Origin of the sequence: Luteimonas suaedae (assembly GCF_008312895.1) — a bacterium.
In the GTDB taxonomy this organism is placed as follows: Bacteria; Pseudomonadota; Gammaproteobacteria; order Xanthomonadales; family Xanthomonadaceae; genus Luteimonas; species Luteimonas suaedae.
This window is the reverse complement of the sequence record NZ_VSSP01000041.1, coordinates 1-818: the sequence shown is the minus strand read 5'-3', so window position 1 is coordinate 818 and position 818 is coordinate 1. Positions and strand designations below refer to the sequence as shown.

The 818-nt window shown below is 67.1% G+C and carries 1 protein-coding gene; it reads right to left on the bottom strand.

Annotated elements, in window-relative coordinates; genetic code table 11:
- The coding region (locus tag FXO19_RS19005) for an elongation factor Tu (RefSeq protein ID WP_149196685.1) at window positions 1-818 on the bottom strand (818 nt) is incomplete at both ends.

The following is an 818-nucleotide window of genomic DNA, read 5'->3' as shown; positions in this document are numbered from 1 at the left end:
GCGTTGTCGCCCGCCTGGCCCTGGTCCAGCAGCTTGCGGAACATCTCCACGCCCGTCACCGTCGTCTTGGTGGTCGGCCGGATGCCCACGATCTCGATCTCGTCGCCCACCTTGATGATCCCGCGCTCGATGCGCCCGGTCACCACCGTGCCGCGACCGGAGATGCTGAACACGTCCTCGACCGGCATCAGGAAGGCCTTGTCGATGTCGCGCTCGGGCTGCGGAATGTAGCTGTCCAGCGCCTCCACCAGCTTCAGGATCGACGGCACGCCGATGTCCGACTCGTCGCCTTCCAGCGCCTTGAGCGCCGAACCGGTGATGATCGGGGTGTCATCGCCCGGGAACTCGTACTTCGACAGCAGCTCGCGGACTTCCATCTCCACCAGCTCCAGCAGCTCGGCGTCGTCCACCATGTCGGCCTTGTTCAGGTACACCACGATGTACGGCACGCCCACCTGCCGCGCCAGCAGGATGTGCTCGCGCGTCTGCGGCATCGGGCCGTCCGCCGCCGAGCACACCAGGATCGCGCCGTCCATCTGCGCCGCGCCGGTGATCATGTTCTTCACGTAGTCGGCGTGTCCCGGGCAGTCCACGTGCGCGTAGTGCCGGTTCGCCGACTCGTACTCCACGTGCGCGGTCGAGATCGTGATCCCGCGCGCCTTCTCCTCCGGCGCCGCGTCGATCGCGTCGTAGGCCTTGAACTCGCCACCGAACCGTTCCGCGCCCACCTTCGTCAGCGCCGCCGTCAGCGTCGTCTTGCCGTGGTCCACGTGACCGATCGTGCCCACGTTCACGTGGGGCTTGGTGCGCTCGAACTT